Below are 18,183 nucleotides of genomic sequence, written 5' to 3'. Positions count from 1 at the left end.
GCTGGAATTCAATTTATCAACAATTCAATCCTTGGTCTATTAAAGAAATCTGTCGCTGATTGAGCATCTCCTGGATGCCGCGGACCTTCGGCCGCAGCACGTAGGACTTGGAAATGTCCCCGCTCTTATCGAAATAGATAAAAATACTATTTATTGTGTCTGAATTTACAGGTTAATATACTTTTCAGACAACACTCAGGACGCAGATAAATGTTACTACTGAATCAAAGCGATATAAAAAAAATAATGCCTATGACTCAAGCCATTGCAGCATGCAAAGAAGCATTAGCTTTATATTCCAGGGGAGAAGCGATAGTCCCCTTAAGGCTTAACATTGACCTGCCAAAGCAAAACGCACAAAGTTTATTTATGCCTGCATACATCCCTTCTCTTGATACTTTAGGGATCAAAATTGTCTCCGTTTTTCCTCAAAATGCCGTCTTGGGAAAAGCCACTGTTCCCTCTCAAATGATTTTAATGGATGGCAAAACAGGAGAAGTATGTGCCCTTATAGATGGTACTTACCTTACCCAATTAAGAACTGGCGCACTGCAAGGTGCCGCAACTGATCTTCTTGCCCGTAAAGAGGCAAAAACTGCGGTACTCTTTGGAACAGGTGGCCAGGCTCAAACCCAATTAGAAGCGCTTCTAAGTGTTCGTGCTCTTGAAGAAATTCAGGTATTTGGTACGAATCCCATTAAAACACAACAATTTGTAATCCAAATGCAGGAAGAATTCACCCGGTTTAATACACGAATACTCGCCGGGGGTGATGCCGACAAGGCCATAGAACGAGCTGATATCATCACCGCAATTACCAATTCTAAAAAGCCTGTTTTTGATGGTCTCAAGGTCAAAAATGGGACTCATATTAATGGCATGGGAGCTTACACTCCGGAGATGCAGGAATTATCCGAATCAATCATTCAAAAAGCAAATAAAATTTTTTTTGATACCACAGAAGGTGTGCTCGCTGAAGCAGGCGATATTTTAATTCCCCTGCAATCAGGAAGCATTGATCATTCTCATTTCAGTGGTGAGCTGGGCCAGGTGATATCTGGCCTCATTCAAGGCCGTGAGAATGAACAGGAAATTACCGTATTTAAATCTGTAGGTTCGGCTGTTTTAGATTTGGTTACGGCCTCTATGATTTATCAAACGGCTTTGGTTCATCAGCAGGGAAAAAAGATCTAGAAGACCGTAGCCCGTATTAGGCGGTAGCCGTAATACGGGATCGAAGCATGAATTGTCCCGTATTACGGCTACCGCCTAATACGGGCTACAACTTGGATAACGGGGCTTAACTTAACGAAAATCCTCATCCCGGTTGCGAGCAAGCCGGGCTACTCACTGTTCCTTAACTGTTCCGCTTCCTGACGGTCGCGGCTCGGTTTCCGGTGCACTATGAAGTATCTTCGAACACACGAAAACCGAGCCGCGACCGTCAGGAAGCGGAACTTTTGTTGAAGCACAGAAAGCAGACTCATGATGGAAACACCCGACTCTACTTGATGGCTATAATTTTGCCATGCGTTAACGATTCGATATCATTTGAAGGCAAGCTAAAAACTGCATTAGGTGTGCCTGCAGCAGCCCACAGGACTTTATGTTGTAACAAATCTTCATCAATGAAAATATGATTAATCACCTGTTTATGCCCAACAGGCGGTATGCCACCAATAGCAAAACCGGTGATTTCACGGGTAAACTCGGCATCTGCTTTAACTATTTTTTCACCCAGCCATTGCGCGATGATTTTTTCATTCACACGATTAATGCCGCTTGCTAAAATCAAAACAGGCTGATTGGTTTTGGCAGAACAAAAGAGTAAAGATTTCATGATTTGCGCTACCTCACATCCTATAGTGTTTGCAGCGTCATTTGCCGTACGTGTACTTGCAGAAAGTTCCAACACCTCAAACGCCAAGCCTTTACTGGCCAGAGCTTGCTGCACCCTTTGAGCACTTTTACTTAATATTTTTTCATCAGACATAATCTCCTCCTCATCGCCACAAAGAACATTTTTTGGTGAGTTCAGTGACTTTTGCCCAATCCCCAAATAAAACAATACCGTAATAAATCAAATCTTCTTCTTTTGTCTGAGCCGTTCTTTCAATTTGTTCTTGATACGTGCCTACAGTCATCGTATCAGTGAAATCATTTAATAAAATATGCTCTGCCAAAGCTTTTTGACGTAATGCCCTTATTTTATTTGAATTGTCGGACAAGATAATAAAGGGAATTTCGGAAATAAAAGGATGTGAACCACTGTTGGCATCCTTATAATCTGTCAGCCTTAAATTTTTTTGCCCAATGGCTGAACCTAGACCAATACACATATGAGCCAGGGCATTCATGACTTTACCCGCATCAATGCTTTTATTAAGTACCGCTACCAATTTATTTTGAAACAGTTCGACAGACATCTTTTTTACTCCTTGGTTTACTGATTTACAACTCGTGCGTTATAACGCATAATAGCTCATACTATCATTGTGCGCTATAACGCACAATAACTTTTGGTAAATAAATGTGGAAAATATATACAAACATATTGCAACAACATTAAAAGATTTACGTCAAAAGAAAAATTGGAGCCTGGATAAAGCTGCCCTTGCAACAGGGGTAAGCAAAGCCATGCTAGGCCAAATTGAGCGCGGAGAATCAAGCCCCACTATTGCCACTTTATGGAAAATAGCCACAGGTTTTGAAACATCATTTTCCTCGTTTATTGAAGAAATTGACTCCATATCAAACGAAGCAATGTACCGAACAGGACAAGTACAAACCCTTCATCCTGACGATAATAAAATCCAGGTTTTACCTCTTTTTCCTTTTGAGCCGCAATTGAATTTTGAATTATTTATTATCAAATTGTTACCAGGTTGCGAGCATTTGTCCCCACCCCACAAACAAGGGGTCATTGAGCATGTAGTCATGGTTCAGGGGAGCATGGAGGTTTTAGTGGATGGAATGTGGAAAAAACTCTCCAACGGCGAAGGGATTCGATTCAATGCAAACCAGACACACGGCTACCGAAATTCAATGACGGAAACAGCCATATTCCATGACATTATCCATTATCCTGAATCAATGGAGTGAGGGATGAGGATGTAGCACAATGCCGTAGCCCGGTCTGCTTGCAGCCGGGAATCGAAGTGGCACGATCCCGGCTGCAAGCAGACCGGGCTACAACTGTAATATGGTGATGGTAATGAGGAGCTGATCGGTTGCAATTAGAACTGTTGCGCCCAATAAAGGCCGAGTTTGCTAATCCATCTTCATTTTCACAACCTCACTATTTTCGTCTGAATACTTTGTCTGCGGTAGTTCAGGAGAAGAATAAAAAAACGATAAGAGACTACCACTCCATGTTGATGCACTTGAATGAACTGAAGTCTCTTCTCTTGCCAATCGGAGCATTTCCATATCGAATAGTTTCATCACCCTTTCATCTGGTTCACTATTCTTATCCAGATAGGATTTCATCTCTGCGTTCAATTGCTGACGGCTTAGTTTGCCTGAACTGATGATCTTCTTAAGTGAAGACACATAAACATCAGGCGCCTTGGTAGCCTCGATTGAAGTGGGCACAACATACAATGAATAGAGCGAATGACCTGCTTTTTGAAGTATATCAAAAATCATTTTACAGCCCTCAGCATTCAGGCGTCCTCCAGCGGCTGCATCAAATACAGTAATTCTTTTCCCTTCCCTCTCTATATATGGTTTTGCACCAAAAAGTAAAAAAAGTTGAATAATGCCAAATTGCTCACAAATTCGAAACTCAAGATTTTCAAACAAGGCATTGGTAAAATAACGTTCAGGCATCTTTTTCTGATGACAAAGGAAACTAAGCAACTTTTGATATGCCTTGGCCTTCCAACCCTTAAGCTGATCCAGGGCTAACAAGCATCGCCCAGATTCACTTTTGACATTAGGATCAGCACCCAAGCGTAGTATTTCAAGAATCTGGGTTGGATTGGCGCGTTCATTTACCTCGAGATGTGATTTAAGAAGATCCGTAAAATCAATAGTCTCTTCCCCCTCCTCTGTCTTGCGATGTGTCTTTGCACCAGCCTGTAACAAGAGATGAATCACACCATAAGTCATGGTTTTACTGTGTTTAGAAAACATATATTCAAATAAGGTATTGGTGTAATAACTTACTGACATCCTTTTATTCGTATGAATATAATCAAATAATTGCTGATCGCCCTGAAAACCCCAATGTTTGCAGTTAGGCAAGACAAATAAACCATGCCCTGAATCACTTTTAACCTCTGGATCGGCACCCAAACGTAAAAAATGAATGATGATACCCACGTCTGCATGTTCTGTGTTAGAGATATATTCTCTAAGTCCGTTAGTATAATCAGCGGCAGTAAGATGGAACTGTGTTTGGCTTGCTATTGCAGATAACATAGTGGTGTAAAACAAAGGAGTACGGTTCGCAGCCCAGGCAAACAAGCTTTGATTACTACTGCTTTTAGTCAATGGATTTGCGCCACTCTTCAGAAGGGGAAGAAGCCTCAAACTGGATTGATTTTCATCCATTAATGAAATTAATAATTCGTTTTTTGATTTTGGCATGAAACTCTCCACGAGAAGTGTTTTTACAATACTCAGGTCGCTATTAAATTAACGTAAGTTTAGGATAAGAAGTTGTTGATCCAGTCGTTACTTCGATGCCGTTCGGGCTGAGGAAGCGCGATAGCGCTGTCTCGAAGCCTTGGCATGGTGCTAAGGCTTCGAGACGAGGCTACCGCCTCTCCTCAGCCCGAACGGCATCGAAGTAAACACTGGCCCAAGCAATTTTCTTATCCGAAACTCACGTTAAATTAAGCTCTAAATATGGGTTGTATACTGCTTTAAAAATTGGATGAGCATTATTTACTCATGGTGAATTGCTGTAAACTAACTCATTTAAAGTTGTCCTTTAAGTACTGAATGTTGTCCTAAAATAACCATGAAGTTGAAGCATAAGCCAGGCCGAAGCCCCTTCACGTGGCCTTTACAGGCCAGTCCAGATAGTTTAAAAAGTAAATTACATGAAATAACGTACCCGGATTAAAATGCAATCAATCACTATTTATCATAATCCTCATTGCTCCAAATCAAGAAAAGCTTTGGAATTGTTAATTGAACAGGGATTTAATCCCATAGTAATTGAGTATCTGAAAAATCCCCTTTCAATAGAGCAGTTAACCGAACTATCCTCTCATTTTCCTTTGGAGGAATTTGTTCGTTGTGATGAAGCTGCGCTTAAGGAATTGGGATTATCTCTGAATGATAAATCACAGGTTTTACAAGCAATACACCAAGAACCAATACTCATGCAAAGACCTGTCGTTACCTATAAAAATAAAGCCATCATAGGACGCCCTCCTGAAAAAATTTTGCAATTATTCGCATAGGAAGCTCAAGATAGGATTTTGGCAAGTGAGGCATTGAACATTGTATTATAGCTGCCATAGCCCGAATTAGACGACAGCCGTACGCCTATCACACTGAATCCTGGCACGATTCGTAGCCCGGTCTGCTTGCAGCCGGGAGCAATCCTTCATCACACTCCAGATCCCGGTTGCGAGCAACCGGGCTACCCTTTTCCCGATCTACGTCGTCCTGAGCGCGTCTTTTTGCGCGAAGGATCTCCTGAAAGGGGCATGGTGCCACTTCAATCCCGGCTGCAAGCAGACCGGGCTACAAAAACATCTAAGGCAAGGCCTGACTCTATTGCTGTTCTTTCTTTTCTCACATAAAAAGCTCTTTTTATGTACAAATTTCATCGTATATTATAAAGTCTCTCTTTTAAAGAAGCTCTATTAAGATTAAAAATGATTACATTAGAGATGCTCACGTCATTAATTGACGAATATAAGCATAAAGAAGCAACTTTTTCCTCAGAGTTAGACGCTAAAACCATTGCCTTAATGCAATTGGAATCTAAAGTGACACTTTGCTTTCTGGAGCATGTAACAACAGCATTCAAATCAGGCATCTCCCCCGAAAATGTATGTCTTAGTTTAAAAGGGTATTTTTCAGCCCGCTGGGATGCTTTAAAAAACACTAATATTGCCTACCCACGACATCCTTTTTTACCGATAAATCAGCTCTGTCTTAAAATTGCGGAAAAAATCGCAGACGCAAACGAGGCAGTAGTAAAGATTTTAATGCCTACAGTCATTGACTTATGTAGAGGGTCTTACTCACTAAAATCAGAAACTGAAGAGTCAGGTCATTTTGCTGTTGAACAATTTATTTTGGACGAAACAGGTACCTATTTAATCCCCGTTGCGGAAATTTTTGAAGTCGGTAAAGGCAATACTAACCTGATCTTTCCTGACTTTCAGCCGCCACCAGCCCAGGTACAATACCAACTAAATAGTAAAGACTTAGCACGAGTTAAAACAATAGCTGGAAAACCTTGCAAACAGTACATGCAGGCCTTGATGCAACAACATGCCTCGCATTATGACAATCACTCTGTAGGATTTGCCATAAAAGAACTGGCTATGCATTTGAAAAAAGCATCTGTTAGTGATGCAGGAACTGAGCTATCGGTGAATTTGGTACTTTGTGAAGATGCGATTAAATCATTTTATGATCTTTGGCGGAAACTACCTGTAGAAACTATCAGAAAGATAAATCAATATCGAATTAAGCATTATGGGAATCCCGACTATTCATTAGAAAGCTATTTTCTGGCTTTGTTTGTAAGACATCCTGATTGTACTCTCACTGAAGAGGAAAGCGCGAAGCAAAAAGCGGAAAACATTTTTCCTTGTGCTCAACAAATATCCGATTATTTAAATGAGTTTTTAATTCAAAATAAGGAATTGTATGATCTGATTATTGAACCAGGGGAACATAAGTCAGCAAACAGAACAGTTCAGATGAACAGTTTATATGAGGCGGCTATTGTAGCGTTGACTCAAAGAGGGCAAACACTGGAAGCTGACGATAAGGAGTTATCAGCATTTCCCAAAAAGCTTATGCGACATTTTAAGGTATTTAAAGATTTGGCCAGCACAGGTGATTTATGGGCTCACCATATTCATAACTTCCATGCTTTATCTCTTTTAGCCAACACAGAAGATTTTCCTTTAAGGGAAGTATTTTCCAAACTTCAAAACGTTCCATTTCCCTCTGACAAAGAGACTTTTTTAGATTTCCTTAAGGTTTTTGCAAGGAAAAATCCTGAACAAATTATTGCATTAATTTCACCATATCAGGATTTACTGTCACAACGACACTATAAATATCTTTTAAACATGGGAATATTGTCTGAAACCAGTGTTGCGTCTCTCAGAAAAATGATAGTCCAAGAATTTACATCTAAAAGGGGTAGCCTGGATGAGTTTTATCAGAATTATTCTTTTTGGAAGGACGAGGATGAAGTTCAGTCGCTTTTATTAGATACCTCTGCATCGTTTCTTCATGAAACAGTTCAAGATAGAGGTACGTTGTGTTCCTCTTTATTATCCCAAACCCATCTCAGAGCTTTTCATAAAGTATTCGAACATTTTGCAAGCCAGGTTAATTCAAAAAAGGAGTTTTTTGTTTGTTGGCAATTAATTCCTCAAGCTGAACATGAACGTTATTTGAATGCTATTTCTTTTGAATCCTTTATTAAATCACTATCGGAATTGAAGGAAATTACTGATAGTTTGGTTTCTGGTAAATATTGTCACCTTATTTTAAAACAATTAAATGCTGCGAAATTAAATTGCAGTGAGGAAGAGTTTGATTTATTTATGCAATCACAATTAGATCGCCCAATACGCTCTTCCACATTACGTAATGAAATTAAAAAGATGTTATGTATTTATATGACTCGCCAGCAAGTTACTTCCCCCAATTCCTTGCATGGGTCACGTAAAGCTATAGTAAGCGCCTTATCTGCTCAATTGGAGGATCCCGACACAACTGATGATGAATTTATTGATCAACTTAAAGAAGCAAAAAAATCAATAATGCGCGAATATGGTTTTAGCGGCTCCTGCAATAAAGGAAGTATGCTGTATAGATTAATTGAACAAACTTTACAGCCATACGAAAAACCCAAAGCTTCTGCCTCTAATTCTATTCCCCTCACTTCATCTTCATTTTTTGCACCCCGAAGAAGGGAATCAGATAACGTAGTCCCCCCTGCCGCGGGACACGATGTATCATTTTAAGCAATTAATTATTACGGAAATTATCTCAGCCTACCAATACTGCCTCAATACAACTAGCAACAAAAAATGGTTTTATCAAAGAGGGATTTTCACCGCGTTATTTGAAAGTAAATGGCATCTGGCAAGACCATTTTCGCTTTGCCCTGACTATCGAAGATTGGTTAGCAAATCAGATGCCGTAGCCTGTATTAGGATCACAGCATGAACTGTCCCGTATTACGGCTTAAGCCTAATACGGGCTACAACAGCTCCTTTTTCCTTAATGGGTTCTTTGGGCACTTGCAAGAATGGTTTTAAAAAATAATCTTAGTCAAGACTGTTTTTTTAAAATTATTGTTGTTAGTATAGATGTCCAATCCCCTATGAAATTTATTTACACTTCTGTGGATAAACTTTCAAATCAAAAGTCAATCCATTTCTTTTATTATATTTCTTAAATTAGCGCATCCCTTATGGAACAAGGAATATCGCGCGGATTCCTGTATTGATACAAAACATTACTTATCCACATTTTCTGTGGATATCTCTGTGAATACATACTGGTTATCTTGTATAAACGCGAACTTATGGCATTTTATTTTCTTTCACCCTAGTCGCGAACAATCAGTTAATAAAACCAAAATTTGAATTATCTACTATTGTAACGCTTACCTGATACAACACCCGCTGCCATTAAGTTAAGGAGTAGAGCTTAACTTAATGGCAGGCAATACCCTTCACGGTCAACAGGTTGGAGACAGTACAAGTTTTACTGTTCCGCTTCCTCACGGTCGCGGCTCGGTTTTCGTGTGTTCGTCATTACTTTATCGTGCAGCGGAAAACCGAGCCGCGACTGTTAAGGAGCGGAATTTTTGTTGGGGGCACAGAGCCTGATATAAGATTTATCCGGGATAAGGATTTTCATTAGTTCGATCCCGGCTGCAAGCAGGCCGGGCTACAGCAGACCGGACTACAAAACATTTTAAGTAAGTGCTATTCAGATCAGGCATTGTCTTTTGTATCGCATGAAAATAATTACCTCGGAAAAACTCCAAGGTAACTTTTACGATTGGGATCAAACTTATCATTCGTCAGACTAAAATCATTATCATTTACGACGAAGAAATAGTCATCCGTCACAACAAGCCCTTCGAGCTTATCAGCAAAATCAAAGCCCGCTTTCGTCAGATCAAGCTCAAGTTTTTTCTTAAGCAGAGGAACATTACCCAATTTAAAACTGAAAATTTTGTGAAAACTATCCGGACCGATAAGACTGTTTTGTTCAATAACATAAAAGGTACCGTCTTTAGTCACCGATAAATCACCAATTTTATCCGCATCGAGAGAATCTAAGGGATAAAAGAATTCACGTGTGACTTTTTCAGTGGCAGGATCAAACTCGACGAGACGGATGAGATTTTTTTCTTCAGAAAGCGGACTCTGTAACATGGCATAGATTTTGTCACTATAGCAGGCAAGTCCTTCGAACCCACGATTGAGTTGTCTTTTAGCGAGAATTTTAGGCAAAGCTATTCCGGGGGTGTAACGCTTTAAGAGTTTTCCTTCAACAGAAAACTTTGCAATGGATGGGCTGTACTCTTCACCGATCCAGACCGCTGTAGAAGTTCTGCACATCGATTCAGGATCCATACCATTCGGATCAAATTGCAGAACTGTTCCTTTAACGTCAACAGGAATTTCGTCACCCTTCTGATTAGGAAGCCCCGTCACATTAATCGAAATCTTATTCAGAACGTTTACCGCTTTCGTTTTCAGATTAACTGAAAACTGAACCCAATATGGGTGAAATGCAGGATCAAGAAAAGGCCTCATGATTTCTTTTTTTGAAGAAAGAAAATCCGTTCCGTTCGGTCCACGATCCGTCAACGTCCAGAAAATAAAATCATTGCCGTTATTTGATTCAAGCACTAAACCGGAGTTAGCCATAAAACCTGGAAGTTCAATGAATGTCGCTTTGGGTTGTTCTTTTGGGAGAGGCGAACAAGAAACAAGGAGCAAAAGAATAAAAAGGAACTTCATAGATCAATCTCCATTAGATAACCGGGAATCACAACACCTCTCACCTTTTCAAGTTATATGTTGGTATAGCTATCAAATCATAGTGTAAGCCTAGAGAATTGTGAATCATTTATTAATTGATAATTCAAATTCAAGGCTTGCCTCTAAAAAGTTCATGTGCATTTTATCCGTGAATTACCCCGATGTTATTAATAGGTCTAAATGGTACGATTTTACACAAAACGCAAGTATTAGATTAATCCGACTGAGTAAGTATTATGAAATCAACCTGGAATAAACATGCAGGATTAAAACAACTGCTTGATGAGTTGAATAAACAAACAACAGCAACTGTGATTCAACACGCATGGCATAAACCGGTTCAACCTTTGCGTTCTTCGAATCGGGGAAACAGTTTCTTTGGCGCTAGTACAGTCATTATGGATGATATCAATCCAACAAACACATCACCAAATGCGGCTCTCCCGCCTCAGGAACAATTACTTTATGCCTGTATTAAAAATGAACCTGATGTCATACAACGCCATGTGCGGGATTTTGAAAGCAATCAGAATATTAATTACTTAAAAAATTGTGCCTGCCGATTGGCCTATGAAGGCAAGATTGAAGCACTGAAAAGACTAATGGCACAAACAACGGCTATTGATTATTTATTACTTGACGACAATGAACCATTCGCAGGATGGAATTTATTGCATTGGGCTATTCGCGGTAATCGAAGAAAAATGAGTCTGTTTCTCATTAATACGGCTCCTGAACTTCTGTTAAACAGGGTTGCTTTTGAACAAACAGGTGGCAATTTATTACATTTTATCATTGAATTCTGTACGCATTTTGAGGTTTTTGAAGCCATTATCAAATCTGAAATCTTAAACGATCAACTTGACGATTTATTAAATTTTTCTAACCGTCAGGGCTACGGACCAGTTTTTTTAACTATGGTAAAAATTGCCGAACCTTTCGAATTTAAAGCGTTCTGCATTGAGGGCATTTCAGAAGATGAAATAGAGTATGAAAAGAGACTCATGTATGGTGAGATGCTGACGCAATTGATGACGCTGGAATTTAAATTTATGGCAGCGCAGCAAACGTCAATACCTGAGGATCGATTCAATACCCTGGCTATGCTTTTTATTGATTTCTATAAAGCCAAAGCATGGTACTGTGAGCCTAATTATGATTTATTCTTTCAATTACTAAACCATTATGATCAGATAAAATCAGAGTTATCACCCACCAGTCTCATGAGAATCGAAGATTGGCTTGAACATGCCAGGTGCATGGTGCTAACTCCCTTTTTAAAGGCCTGTCACTTAAAGAACCGTCCCAGGGCCATTGAAATAGCACTATGGCTCAAAGAATCCGGGCTAGATCATCTCATCCATAAACCGGCCATTGATTGGATGTCTGAGGTTGACTATGACAACACAGATCCATATAAAAGGATGCCTTGCTACTCATATTTGGAATATACGGAGGGATTGAATGCACTACAATGGGCGATACTACAGGAGAAAACAGATAAAATTCCTGAACTATTGAAAGCCAGCCAATTTTTTATTTTCATTACAACAAGACCTTGTGAAACAATTAAAGGGGAACAAAACCTGTTGCATTTGGCCATCTCTACTGGTCGAAAAAAATCATTACGGTGTTTGTTAGATCATATACCTGAACACTTTTTGCATTTCTTAATGAAGACAAAAGACCAAGATGGTCATACGCCTATGAGTCTGCTTCTGTCATTATTACAAAATGAAGAATTGCGGCAGAATCATTCTGACTATTTGGAGATGAAACAGGCCATGGAGCAGACACTTGAATCCAAGAGAGAGAATAAAGTGGAAGATACTTTATCATCTTGTATTATCATGTGAACAAATAGACAACTTTTGTTACCTGGGTTAATGACATACTAATGCCCACTGCCATTAAGTTAAGCACTACTCCACCGTACACTTGTCCGCGGGATCCAGAGATCTAAGTTCGAACTGAGACTCCTGGATCCCGCGGACAAGCCGCGGGACGGCGGAGTAGCGCTTAACGTAACGAGTTTTGGATAAGAAAGTTGTTTGAGCCAGTGTCTACCTCGATCCGTTCGGGCTGAGGAAGCGCGATAGCGCTGTCTCGAAGCCTAGGCACGGTGCTAAGGCTTCGAGACGAGGCTAACGCCTCTCCTCAGCCCGAACGGCATCGAAGTAACGACTGGATAAAACAAGCTTCTTATCCGAAACTCAAAGGAGTTCCGCCGTCCCGCGGCTTGTCCGCGGGATCCAGGAATCTCAGTTCGAACTTAGATCTCTGGATCCCGCGGACAAGCCGCGGGACGGTGGAGTAGCGCTTAACTTAATGGCAGTGATACCAATGCCGGCAACTAATTACCAAGGTCTGTTGACCTCTCCGTAGAATACCACGATGAAATTATTTTATTTACTGAGTAAACTTCTCTCTTGATAAACTAATTTTAATCAAAGAGCTATATTATGAGGCATTATTCAATAAAATTTCGTTCTGAATATGGCGATAAAGAGCAGACATTTCTTCTAATCAGCAGAAGGTGGGAAGACATAGCCAAGCGTTTTGAATATCAACCCAACAAAAGAATTGAATCAAGACATTTTGTCGGACTTACACACGAACAAGCAATTCGTGAAAACATTACTTTGTATCTGTTTAAAAGTCGATATGAGGTGGACTTCAATTACCAGCAATTAAATCTCATTAATGGCCATACATGTTCGTCCAGAAATGTAAAGAAGCTGGATCGTATCTGTGTTACAGATCATTCGGATAAGCGAACATTCATCAGCTTGTTTGAGGTGTTAACGACAAAAGAGTGTGACAATGCACTTCAAGCTTTCTATAAAAGTTATGGCCAATTATCAGAACGTTCAAAGAAGGAACTTTTATCGAATCGCCATAAAAAGGCATTACTTGAAAACCTGTTAACAAGCCATATAGGATCCAGCCCCAAACATTGTCTGTTATTTTTCTACGGCTCTGATTTTATTGACTCCCTGGCAGAACAAGAACCTGCTGTAAAATTCGATGCGCAGGTCTATTGGTTATCACTGGCCTGTTTTTATTTAGGTGAACACGTGCATCCAGAGGGTATCCGTATCAATAAAAAATATCGTGAGGCACTGACTGAACAACCCTTGCCATTTGAAAATAATAATCGTGGCAAATTAAGGTTTTTCCCGCAAGCCAATAAAGCGGTTGCAACGACAAGGATACTGCCCGAAGAGCACTCTGCAAGTAACCTTCATTCATTACATAGTTCTTTTTAAACATAATAGCCATTCAGGCCTACCCCCATAGATGCTCTAGATCTTTATTATCAAATGATTACTGCTCGCTTGAGTACCTCGAAAAATCGTATTGACAATTTTACATCCACCATGATAATTTTGATCCCAATATTGATTCAACACCATACCTGCCTGAAGAAAAAAATGACTAAATTAGCCTTATTAGATGTGGATGACACGTTACTTTATGGCCCTGAAGGGGATATTAATACCGCCTTAGTAGATGAATTAATCAATGCAGGAATTGTTGATGTTTATCTATTTACTAATATGGATTTAAGAGATGTCAGGATATATGGTAACACTGGCGCACCGCGTTCTCGATATGATTTGGTAGAATATTTAATATCACGAGGATTAAATGTATTAGGTGCAGTCACTCCTGCTGATAAATTCTTTTCTCCGCAAGAAGCTACGCCAGGAGTCGCCTATCGAACGCTTTATAATCCATTAATGAAAAAGCGACGCGCGCAACAATCGCCTTTGGATTTAACCAATATCGCGGATTCCGATACCCTTGATTATACCTATGGTGATTTAAAATGGAAAAGAGCCAGCAATTTAATGGCTGAGCAATCCGCTTTAACTGAAGGACAACAAGCTGATATTGCCTGTGTAGGTTTAAGATTAATAAATAACAAGACAAGAGAAAAAGGAGCTTTTTTAACTCAAACGGAAGCAGCAGAGTTTTTTGCCATGCCAGGAAATTGTCAAAATTATAGCTTAATTCTTGACCCCAATCCCGCAGATATCGTAACGCTGGTGGGTGGGCATAATAAAGACCCCAAGGGGCTAATGATAGAGCATTTTTTAACTCTTTCAGATGATACAGAGTTTTATTTTTTTGATGATAGAAGTACTCATATAGCTGGCGTTCAAAGAGCTATAGACTATTATAATTCAACTTCTAATAAGCCTGTAAAACTGTCAACCTGTTTAATGCCATCGGAACTATCAGCGGCAATGGATGACACGCAACGCCTTGAATATAAGCGGTGCTTAGCAGCACCTGATGCTCAATTGTCCCCCTCATTTTTATTACAAGTACTAACACATCCGGCAGTCAAAGCAATTGGAGCAGTATTATTACTAGCTGGCGTGGCTGGAATTATTGTAGGAACCTGTGGTTTAGCTGGTGTAGCTGTAGGAATTTCAGCTTTATTCGCGAAGATACTAATCGGTGTGGGAGCAGGTACTACTATAGCAAGCGGCATTGGATTTTTTGCCTCGTCCAAATTATCGAAAGATGAAGTTAACGAAGCACACCCTCTGCCACAGCCATTAAGTTAAGCGCTACTCCGCCGTCCCGCACTTTTCCATGGGACGTCGGAACGCCTTAACTTATGAGTTTCGGATAAGAAGCTTGTTTTATCCAGTTCAAGATAATCTATAACCTCCATTTTCACCTGATAGAGCTTTTTCTTCTACCACTATTTCCTTTTCTTCATTAGCACGGAAAAACACTACTCTTGAATGATGTTTTTCTACTGTGCTGCGATGACCAATACTGACAATGGTGGTATTTTTTAATTGCATTATTGTCTTATAAACATGCTCCTCACTCGCTTCGTCCAGATTGGAAGTTGCTTCATCTAAAAAGAGCCAATCCGGTTTTTTCAGCAAAGCTCTTGCAAAAGCTATCCGTTGCTGTTGCTCTGGAGATAATTCTGACCATGACTTTTTTTCGTTGAGCCTGGTGGTCAAATGATTCATCCTTCCCACAGCGTGTAACGCATCAATATATTGTTCTTCGGTATAAGTATCCACAGGTTCTGGATAAGCCAAAACAGCTTTTAAAGTGTCATAAGGAAGAGTTGGCCTTTGAGGTAAAAAGTATAAACTCTTACCCTCAGGAAGGGATACTTTTCCGTCACCATACCCCCAAGTGCCTGAAATTACTTTAAAGAGGGTGCTTTTACCCAAATCTGAATTGCCTTTTATTAAAACATGTTCGCCCGCTTTGAGCTTCAGATTGAGGTTACGCATCACATACCCGGTGCTCGCCGCTTGTGGCAATACAACATTCAATCGCTTGATATTGATCCAATCTTTATTTCTCTCCTTTCTGATAATTGCTTTGCTATTAACAGGCAAACCGTCTTTTACGAACGTATTACGTAATTCACTGATACGTTCAATGCTTGCCTTATAAGTAGAAAGCCCTTCATATGCACCAACAAAGCAGCTTAGTGATGAATTGACTGAGGAAAAAGAAATCCCGATTTGCATGAGTCGGCCTATATCGATCATTCCTGAAAAATAGAGAGGTGCTGCAAGTACAGTGGGAAGAATTCCAGATATTTGCGAATAAAAACTTTGGAATGCAGTTAATTTTATTTGCGTATCAAGTTTTTTATCAGCGGTATCTCTCACATCCTGAATTTTATTTTCCAGAGAAGCTTTATAATAGTTTTCGGCATGCTCTTCGGCAATATTTTCAGCTTCATGATTAAGCTGAGCCAAATCCAGCCTGAAATCAGCCTCCGCACGTTCAGCCTCTTTATTCGTATCAGGAAGCGATTTTCCTATAAAATGGGTAATTACTGTGGCTCCTGCAGCGACCAATAAAGCCGTCCAGACTAAATAACCAGGAATGACAATGTTTAACCCCAAAACCGTGAAAGCCAATGCACCGCCAACAACCCATAAAGTTCCTGTAAAAGCGACCAAAGTAAGCGCTGCATTTAAAAAATCGCTTCCCAGTTTAAGTGTTGAGTCCACAAAAACTTTAACGTCCTCCTGGATACGCTGTGCTATATTATCAATCTCAGAGGAAAACCGCTTTAGATCCAGGTAATTGTTTTCACTGCCAAATAATTCATCCATAATTTTTTTTGTCAGCCAGTTACGCCAGAGAATAGATAATTTTCCAATCAAATAGTTTTTTAAAACGTTGACACCTACATAAGCACTGACGAGCAAAGAAAATTGTCCCATGCTTATTAAAAAAGGAGTTAACGCTTTAGCCGTTAACACAACCCAAAAACCCGCAGACCACCAGGCAAAAACGCTCATTAGAACGACCAGACCTACCACACTAAAAACAACGCCAATAAGCAATAGCCACGCAATTAGTTTTTCATCCGAATTTACAAAATAGTCATTAACCAGGCTTAGGTTTTTTTGCCAGGATGTTTTTACCTCTGTTTTACTCATTAAAGCCCCTATTCAAATGTTCAAAATAAAATCAAAAAATGCCGGCAAGTGAGAATATATCAATCAAAAATTAAAAAAACAAATATTATTTTTAATAAAATTAAAATTTATTTTAAATAATCTAATAAATATTGATATTATATAAAGATATTTAGTAAAATATTAAAAACGAGAATTAATTATGAGTGGTTGAATTAATGGGAAAAATAATTACACAGTGTCCATCATGTAAAAGCTCGAATTTAAATGTGGTCAAAATTGAATGTTCTGGTTGTAATACTCGATTTGAAGGACAATTTGAAATATCCGCTTTATTAAAGCTGCCAGAAGATGATCTGCAATTCATTCTTGACTTTGTAAAATGCTCTGGGAGCCTTAAAGATATGGCCATTATCCAAAAGGTCTCTTACCCTACCTTAAGGAACAGGCTTAATGCATTGATAGACAATTTGGAAGATATGGAAATAAAAAAAGAAGGGTCTAAAGAACAAATTTTGCAGTTGCTGGAAGAAGGTAAAATTTCCGCCAAAGATGCAGCTATTATGTTGAAACGTTTGTGAGCCTTAATGATGATTAAAGAACAAAAGCGCCTGTTAACCATGCTTAAAGAAAACAAAATTTCAGAAGATGATTACCAGATAATTTCTGCTGCTTTAAACAAAAAATCAGTTTTTTCAAATATTGAAAACTCGATCCTTATTAATCCTTTTCAGAAAATTGCAGGGCTGCAAGCTCTTGGGCTGGGATTAATACTAATGGTTGCCATGAGTCTGACAGGTATTGCGACTGATGCTTATTTTGATGGTATTATCGGCTATATGATCCCTTTAGGCCTTAAAACAGCAGTAAAGCCTAATTTTTTCTTACTGCTTTATCAAAATGCGGCCGCAGTATTCATTACAGCTTCCATGTTTATAACAGTATCCCTTTTATTCAGGCAAAAAAGAATCCGTATCATTGATTTTTTTGGTACTGTAGCTCTGGCACGTTTTCCTTTATTCATTTCGATTTTATTTACGATGCTGGAAAAACACCTTTCCCCATCCCATTTCAAAGAAGATATTTCCAAAGGAATCGAACTGCACCTTACGCTGCTGGGAACGGTGGGTAACTTAATATTTTTAACCTGTCTCATCTGGCAAATCGCCACTTATTTTTTTGCCCTGAAAGAAGCCTCTGGCCTGGAAGGAAAAAGCCTGTGGCGTGGCTTTCTTATTGCTATTTTATTAGGTGATGTTGCAGGAATCATATTAACCCGTTTATTCCTGTATGTTTGATTTGTGTTCAGAGACACTCACATGAAGTAAATTTGTTATGCAAAACCTGACCGTAGCCCGGTCTGCTTGTAGCCGGGAATGAAGACTCAGTTAAAACTTCGTCTGTGTAAGGAGTGTCAGTTCCCAACTGCAAGCAACTGACTCTTCTACCACAATCTGGCACTGACTTCAGGACAGAAACACAGTCCCTGCCAGTATAACTGTTCCGCTTCCTAACGGTCGCGGCTCGGTTTCCGTGCG

At 39.6% G+C, this 18,183-nt stretch carries 14 protein-coding genes; 9 read left to right on the top strand and 5 right to left on the bottom strand.

The window, feature by feature from the left end:
• Positions 1-210: 210 nt before the first annotated feature.
• A complete protein-coding gene (locus B094_RS0103100) occupies positions 211-1,194 on the top strand; it encodes an ornithine cyclodeaminase family protein (protein ID WP_018576333.1) in 984 nt (327 codons plus the stop codon).
• A 310-nt stretch (positions 1,195-1,504) separates the two neighbouring features.
• Here the strand turns inward: B094_RS0103100 and B094_RS0103095 are convergent, their stop codons facing one another.
• Complete coding sequence (locus tag B094_RS0103095) at positions 1,505-1,993, bottom strand: YbaK/EbsC family protein (RefSeq protein ID WP_018576332.1); 489 nt, start codon at positions 1,991-1,993, stop codon at positions 1,505-1,507.
• A gap of 10 nt (positions 1,994-2,003) precedes the next feature.
• On the bottom strand, positions 2,004-2,426 hold the full coding sequence (locus B094_RS0103090; protein WP_018576331.1) for a DUF2000 domain-containing protein: 423 nt from the start codon (positions 2,424-2,426) through the stop codon (positions 2,004-2,006).
• A 106-nt stretch (positions 2,427-2,532) separates the two neighbouring features.
• On the opposite strand from B094_RS0103090, the gene B094_RS0103085 reads away from it, so the two are divergent.
• Positions 2,533-3,102, top strand: coding sequence for a helix-turn-helix domain-containing protein (locus B094_RS0103085; RefSeq protein ID WP_018576330.1), 570 nt, complete (start codon positions 2,533-2,535; stop codon positions 3,100-3,102).
• Positions 3,103-3,270: 168 nt separating this feature from the next.
• Here B094_RS0103085 and B094_RS0103080 read toward each other — a convergent pair whose 3' ends face one another.
• Positions 3,271-4,593, bottom strand: coding sequence for a hypothetical protein (locus tag B094_RS0103080; protein ID WP_018576329.1), 1,323 nt, complete (start codon positions 4,591-4,593; stop codon positions 3,271-3,273).
• Positions 4,594-5,075: 482 nt separating this feature from the next.
• On the opposite strand from B094_RS0103080, the gene B094_RS0103075 reads away from it, so the two are divergent.
• Together B094_RS0103075 and B094_RS0103070 are read left to right on the top strand one after the other, a co-directional pair.
• Entirely contained in the window at positions 5,076-5,417 is a 342-nt protein-coding gene (locus B094_RS0103075) for an ArsC/Spx/MgsR family protein (protein ID WP_018576328.1), read from the top strand.
• A 420-nt stretch (positions 5,418-5,837) separates the two neighbouring features.
• Positions 5,838-8,180 (top strand): hypothetical protein, encoded by a 2,343-nt coding sequence (locus tag B094_RS0103070; protein WP_040524007.1) that lies wholly within the window; start codon positions 5,838-5,840, stop codon positions 8,178-8,180.
• A 1,014-nt stretch (positions 8,181-9,194) separates the two neighbouring features.
• Here B094_RS0103070 and B094_RS0103065 read toward each other — a convergent pair.
• Positions 9,195-10,199, bottom strand: a complete 1,005-nt coding sequence (locus B094_RS0103065) for an esterase-like activity of phytase family protein (RefSeq protein ID WP_018576326.1) — start codon at positions 10,197-10,199, stop codon at positions 9,195-9,197.
• Between the two features lie 257 nt (positions 10,200-10,456).
• Here B094_RS0103065 and B094_RS0103060 point away from each other — a divergent pair, with 257 nt between their 5' ends.
• The 3 genes from B094_RS0103060 to B094_RS0103050 all read left to right on the top strand — a co-directional run bounded on the left by B094_RS0103060 (position 10,457) and on the right by B094_RS0103050 (position 14,800).
• Positions 10,457-12,076 carry a hypothetical protein gene (locus tag B094_RS0103060; RefSeq protein WP_018576325.1) on the top strand — a complete coding sequence of 540 codons (1,620 nt, stop codon included), beginning with the start codon at positions 10,457-10,459 and terminating at the stop codon, positions 12,074-12,076.
• A gap of 606 nt (positions 12,077-12,682) precedes the next feature.
• Complete coding sequence (locus B094_RS0103055; protein WP_018576324.1) at positions 12,683-13,489, top strand: hypothetical protein; 807 nt, start codon at positions 12,683-12,685, stop codon at positions 13,487-13,489.
• A 165-nt stretch (positions 13,490-13,654) separates the two neighbouring features.
• Complete coding sequence (locus B094_RS0103050) at positions 13,655-14,800, top strand: hypothetical protein (RefSeq protein ID WP_155823533.1); 1,146 nt, start codon at positions 13,655-13,657, stop codon at positions 14,798-14,800.
• Positions 14,801-14,887: 87 nt separating this feature from the next.
• Here the strand turns inward: B094_RS0103050 and B094_RS15605 are convergent, their stop codons facing one another.
• Positions 14,888-16,666 carry an ABC transporter ATP-binding protein/permease gene (locus tag B094_RS15605; RefSeq protein ID WP_018576322.1) on the bottom strand — a complete coding sequence of 593 codons (1,779 nt, stop codon included), beginning with the start codon at positions 16,664-16,666 and terminating at the stop codon, positions 14,888-14,890.
• Positions 16,667-16,863: 197 nt separating this feature from the next.
• Here B094_RS15605 and B094_RS0103040 point away from each other — a divergent pair, with 197 nt between their 5' ends.
• Together B094_RS0103040 and B094_RS0103035 are read left to right on the top strand one after the other, a co-directional pair.
• Positions 16,864-17,226: a DUF2089 domain-containing protein gene (locus B094_RS0103040; protein ID WP_018576321.1), complete on the top strand. Its 363-nt coding sequence runs from the start codon at positions 16,864-16,866 to the stop codon at positions 17,224-17,226.
• Between the two features lie 6 nt (positions 17,227-17,232).
• The gene (locus B094_RS0103035; protein ID WP_018576320.1) at positions 17,233-17,943 is read left to right on the top strand and encodes a hypothetical protein; all 711 of its coding nucleotides are present in this window, start codon (positions 17,233-17,235) and stop codon (positions 17,941-17,943) included.
• Positions 17,944-18,183: the final 240 nt, after the last annotated feature.

The sequence above is a fragment of the Legionella shakespearei DSM 23087 genome (genome assembly GCF_000373765.1).
In the GTDB taxonomy this organism is placed as follows: domain Bacteria; phylum Pseudomonadota; class Gammaproteobacteria; order Legionellales; family Legionellaceae; genus Legionella; species Legionella shakespearei.
The sequence above is the reverse complement of the archived record's forward strand: the minus strand, read 5'-3'. Positions and strand labels throughout refer to the sequence as shown.